This is a genomic window from Endozoicomonas sp. ALE010, assembly GCF_049310165.1.
In the GTDB taxonomy this organism is placed as follows: Bacteria; Pseudomonadota; Gammaproteobacteria; order Pseudomonadales; family Endozoicomonadaceae; genus Endozoicomonas.
In genome coordinates this window covers 1-5,867 of sequence record NZ_JBLYNV010000124.1, presented here as the reverse complement: position 1 = coordinate 5,867, position 5,867 = coordinate 1, and the positions used below count along the sequence as shown (strand labels likewise).

Annotated in this window: 3 protein-coding genes; all 3 read left to right on the top strand. The window is 50.2% G+C overall.

Annotated elements, in window-relative coordinates; all coding sequences use genetic code 11:
* Positions 1 to 2,147 (top strand): DUF1601 domain-containing protein (locus ACO6UY_RS23790; protein ID WP_422463890.1); only part of this gene is annotated, 2,147 nt, incomplete at its 5' end.
* Between the two features lie 76 nt (positions 2,148 to 2,223).
* Complete coding sequence (locus tag ACO6UY_RS23785) at positions 2,224 to 5,118, top strand: DUF1601 domain-containing protein (protein WP_422450728.1); 2,895 nt, start codon at positions 2,224 to 2,226, stop codon at positions 5,116 to 5,118.
* 157 nt (positions 5,119 to 5,275) lie between these two features.
* The coding region (locus ACO6UY_RS23780) for a hypothetical protein (protein ID WP_422463888.1) at positions 5,276 to 5,867 on the top strand (592 nt) is incomplete at its 3' end.

Sequence of the window (5,867 nt, the reverse complement as noted above, 5' to 3'; positions counted from 1 at the left end):
TGGACAACGGGCAGGAGCAAACACCAGAACTCAAAGAGGCCGTGGCCGCGCTGTTGCCCCACGTGAACGCACAAAAAGACCAATTTATTCCTCAGGGTATCGCCAACCTGCTGTGGGCCATGGCGAAACTGGTGGACAACGGCCATGAGCAGACACCAGAGCTCAAAGGGGCTATTGCCGCGTTATTGCCCAACGTGAACACTCAGAAAGCTAACTTTAACCCACAGGAAATCGTCAACCTGCTGTGGGCCGTGGCGAAACTGATGGACAACGGGCAGAAGAGGACACCAGGTCTCAAAGAGGTAGTGGCCAGGTTATTGCCCCACGTGAACGCACAGAAAGACCAATTTAATACTCAGGGCATAACCGGCCTGCTGTGGGCCATGGCAAAACTGGTGGACAACGGGCTGGAGCTGACACCAGGGCTCAACGAGGCCGTGGCCGTGCTGTTGCCCCATGTGAACGCACAGAAAACTAACTTTAAGCCAAAGGAAATCGCTAACCTGCTGTGGGCCATGGCAAAACTGATGGACAACGGGCTGGAGCAGACACCAGAGCTCAACGCGGCCTTAGTCGTGCTGTTGCCCCGCGTAAACACACAGAAAGCTAACTTTAAACCACAGGGAATCGCGAACCTGCTGTGGGCCATGGCGAAACTGGTGGACAACGGCCAGAAGCAGACATCAGGGCTCAACGAGGCCTTAGGCGCATTGTTGCCCCACGTGAATGCACAGAAAGCTAACTTTAAACCACAAGGTATCGCCAACCTGCTGTGGGCCATGGCGAAACTGGTGGACAACGGGCAGGAACTGACACTTGGGCTAAAAGAGGCCGTGGCCGCGTTGTTGCCCTACGTGAATGCACAGAAAGACCAATTTATTCCTCAGCATATCGCCAACCTGCTGTGGGCCATGGCGAAACTGGTGGACAACGGGCAGGCGCTGACACCAGGGCTCAAAGCAACCGTAGCCGCGCTGTTGCCCCACTTGAAAGCACTGAAAAACCAATTTATTCCTCAGCATATCGCCAACCTGCTGTGGGCCATGGCGAAACTGGTGGACAACGGGCAGGCGCTGACACCAGAGCTCAAAGCGGCCGTGGCCACGCTGTTGCCCCACTTGAAAGCACTGAAAGCCAACTTTAACCCCCAGGAAATCACCAACCTGCTGTGGGCCATGGCGAAACTGGTGGACAACGGGCAGGCGCAGACACCAGAACTCAAAGAAGCCGTAGCCGCGCTGTTGCTCCACATGAACGCACAGAAAGACCAATTTAATGCCCGGGATATCACCCACCGGCTGTGGGCCATGGCGAAACTGGTGAACAACGGGCAGGAGCAAACACCAGGGCTCAACGATGCCTTGACCGCACTTTTGTCCCAAGTGAACACAAGCAAAGACCAGTTTATTCCTCAGTATATCTCCAACCTGCTGTGGGCCATGGCGAAACTGGGTGAACTCGTTGAGCTGAATGTGGTTAAATCCACGACTGAACATCTTGTCTACCAAATCAGTCAATACCCTCAGTTATCTCAGCAAGATATATCGATGTCTCTCTGGGGAGTGATGGTATGCTGTGCCAGGTTGTCTCTGGAATCCAATGCCAATAAAAATAATTTGCTTGAAAAGCACATGGATGAACTGTTTACTCGTCTGGAAAATACATCTCCGTATAATGTAGAGGATCAATCCGTTATTGCCATAGCCGCCAGTTGGCTTGGCAGAGCGTGTCCGATCGTCCCCCATTACCAGACTAACCTGTCAAAACCTCAAGCCGACTTCCGCAATCGACTCCAATCATGCATTCCCTCTTTGCAGATTGAAGAAGAAAAAAGTCTGAACTCATTACCTCCGGTTGACATGCTACTGCCAGACCACAACATGGTGATTGAAGTTCAGGGACCGTCTCATTACGTGAGTGGTGATTTCAACACCAGGAATGGTTCGACTCTGCTGAAAATCGCACTGCTGCAAAAATCAGGATTTGAAGTCATTGAAATCCCGGTTAACCAGCTCAGGAGCCAGAATTCAATGAAACTATGTATTGATGAAATAAAGACCCGGATAGACATCCCGCCACAGGGTCATGGCTCTGTATCACTTAAAAGCGGGTCGGCAGATGAGAAATACGGCACTGCTTATATATGAACATTTCAGCAAAATGAACTTCTGAACTGCACAGCAGTCTGCTTTTTATATTTCCATGAATTAATGAAATATAATTATGGACAGAAGCTCTGCCGATATCAGTGGTCAATTCGCAAGATCAGATAATGATTATAACCGACCGGGTGGCCATGCCGCTTCTTCAAGGCGTGGACGATACAGACATGCCACGGTCAGGCAGTGGGATGATACCCCACGCACTAACCCGGGGCGTAATACATTTTACCGTTCTTCTGACGCATGCCCTTCTCAACATCTACAGCGCCGTTCAGTACACCCTGCTCAAGATTTTAAGGCACTCATCAAACCAGAAATAATGGATGACCTGGTGAGTCAATCGGATCATTTCGGTCATCGCTATGATGGGAGAAATCACGGCCTGTATGCCAATTCAATTAAAAAATACACATCAGCTGCTAAAAGACCGTTAAATCGAGCGGAACAAAGCCAGCTGATGCATTTGCTGCCAAATTTCACAGTCACGCGGAGCTGGAATTGGCGAAGCCTGACGACCACACTTCATTCATTGACTTCAGCGGGTGTTTTTACCCCTCATAAACCTATGGATGGGCGTGTTAAGCGTACTCAGGCTGCCTTATTGTCAACACTACTTGATGCAATCATATTCAAGTGCAACCAAAAACCTCAGGCCAGGGATGTTGATGCCCAGGGTGTCGTCAACCTGCTGTGGGCCACGGCAAAACTGGTGGACAAAGGGCAGGAGCAAACACCAGAACTCAAAGGGGCTGTGGCCGCGCTGTTGCCCCACGTGAACGCACAGAAAGCCCAATTTAATGCCCAGCATATTACCAATTTGCTGTGGGCCATGGCGAAACTGATGGCCAACGGGCAGGAGTGGACACCAGAGCTTAAAGAGAACGTTTCCACACTTTTGTCCCACGTATACGCACAGAAAGCTAACTTTAAACCACAGGAAATAGCCAACCTGTTGTGGGCCATGGCGAAGCTGGTGGACAACGGGCTGGAGCAGGCACCAGAGCTCAAAAAGGCCGTGGCCACGTTGTTGCCCCAGGTGAACGCACAGAAAGCTTACTTTAAACCACAGGAAATCACCAGCCTGCTGTGGGCCATGGCAAAACTGGTGGACAACGGGCAGGAGCTGACACCAGGGCTCAAAGAGGCCGTGGCCGTATTGTGGCCCCACGTGAACGCACAGAAAGCTAACTTTAAGCCACAGGAAACTGCCAACCTGCTGTGGGCCATGGCAAAACTGGTGGACAACGGGTTGGAGCAGGCACCAGGGCTCAAAGCGGCCTTAGCCGTGCTGTTGCCCCACGTGAACGCACAGAAAGTCCAATTTAATGCCCAGAATATCGCCAACCTGCTATGGGCCATGGCAAAACTGGTGGACAACAGGCTTGAGATACCAGGGCTCAAAGATTCCGTGGCCGTGCTGTTGCCCCCTGTGAACGCACAGAAAGCTAACTTTAAGCCACAGGAAACTGCCAACCTGCTGTGGGCCATGGCAAAACTGGTGGACAACGGGCTGGAGCAGGCACCAGGGCTCAAAGCGGCCTTAGCCGTGCTGTTGCCCCACGTGAACGCACAGAAAGTCCAATTTAATGCCCAGAATATCGTCAACCTGCTGTGGGCCATGGCGAAACTGGTGGACAACGGGCTGGAGCAGATACCAGGGCTCAAAGAGGCCTTAGGTGCATTGTTGCCCCACGTGAATGCACAGAAAGCTAACTTTAAACCGCAAGGTATCGCCAACCTACTGTGGGCCATGGCGAAACTGATGGACAACAGGCAGGAGCAGACACCAGGGCTCAAAGCGGCCGTAGCCACACTGCTGCCCCACGTGAAAGCACTGAAAGCTAACTTTAAACCCCAGGAAATCACCAACTTGCTGTGGGCCATGGCGAAACTGGTGGACAACGGGCAGGCGCAGACACCAGAACTCAAACAAGCCGTGGCCGCGCTGTTGCCCCACGTGAACGCACAGAATGACCAATTTAATGCCAAGGATGTCGCCATCCAGCTGTGGGCCATGGCGAAACTGGTGATCAACGGGCAGGAGCTGACGCCAGAGCTCAACGAGGCTTTGACCGTACTTTTATCCCAAGTGAACGCAAAGAAAAACCAGTTTATTCCTCAGCATATCTCCCACCTGCTGTGGGCCATGGCGAAACTGGGTGAGCTCGTTGAGCTGAATGTGGTTAAATCCACGTCTGAACTTCTTGTCTACCAAATCAGTAAATGTCCTCAGTTATCTCAGCAAGAAATATCGATGTCTCTCTGGGGAGCATTGGTATGCTGTGCCAGGCTGTCTCCAGACTCCAATGCCAATAAAAACAGCTTGCTTGAAAAGCACATGGATGACCTGTTTACTCGCCTGGAAAATGCATTCCCAAATAATGAAGAGGATCAATCCATCATTGCCATGGCCGCAAGCTGGCTTGGCAGAGCGTGTCCGATCGTCCCCCATTACCAGACTAACATGTCAAAACCTCAAACCGCCTTCCGCGATCAACTTCAATCATGCATTCCCTCTTTAAAGATTGCCGCAGAAAGGAGTCTGAACTCATTACCTCCGGTTGATCTGCTACTGCCAGATCACAATATTATTATTGAAGTTCAGGGCCCCTCTCATTACCTGTGTGGTGATTTCAACACCAGGACTGGTTCGACTCTGCTGAAAATCGCACTGTTACAAAAAGCAGGATTTGAGGTCATTGAAATCCCGATTAACCAGCTCAGGAGCCAGGATTCAATAAAACGATGTATTGATCAAATAAAGACCAGAGTGGACATCCCGCCGCAGGGCCATGGATCTGTATCACATAAAATCGGGTGGGCAGATGAGGCAAACGCTACCGCCGATAAAGGGGATCAATCCTCAGATCACTGTTACCTGGCCGCCGAAGAACATTTAGAAAAGCAAACAGGCAAACCAAAAAAAAGAAAAAGGAAGAGAAAAAAAAGGCAATAAGTAGTTGGCTAAAATGATTTGAAAATAACGGATTGGTGGCATCAGAAGTAGATGTGTATCCCCAACGGCTTGGTTTTATAGGCATTTCAGTAAAATGAACTTCTGAACAGAGCAGCAGTCTGCTTTTTATACTTTCATGAATTAATGAAATATAATTATGGACAGAAGCTCTGCCGGTATCAGTGGTCAATACGCAAGATCAGATAATGATTATAACCGACCGGGTGGCCATGCTCCTTCTTCAAGGCGTGGACGATACAGACATGCCAAGGTCAGGCAGTTGGATGATACCCAACGCACTAACCCGGGGCGTAATACATTTTACCGTTCTTCTGACGCATGCCCTTCTCAACATCTACAGCGCCGTTCAGTAAACCCTGCTCAAGATTTTAAGGCGCTCATCAAACAGGAAATGATGGATGATCTGGTGAATAAATCGGATCGTTTCGGTCATCGCTATGATGGGAGAAATCATGGCCTGTATGCCAATTCAATTAAAAAATACGCATCAGCTGCTAAAAGACCGTTAAATCGAGCTGAACAAGGCCAGCTGATACGTTTGCTGCAAAATTTTACCGTAACACGGCGTTGGAACTGGCGAAGCCTGACGACCACGCTTCATTCATTGACTTCAGCGGGTGTTTTTACCCCTCATAACCCCATGGATCAGCGTGTTAAGCGTACTCAGGCTGCCTTACTGTCAACACTACTTGATGCAATCATATTCAAGTGCAACCAAAAACCTCACG

Excerpts from the sequence above, each read along its gene's own strand:
- ACO6UY_RS23785 (WP_422450728.1), top strand. The coding sequence starts at position 2,224 with ATGGACAGAAGCTCTGCCGATATCAGTGGTCAATTCGCAAGATCAGAT.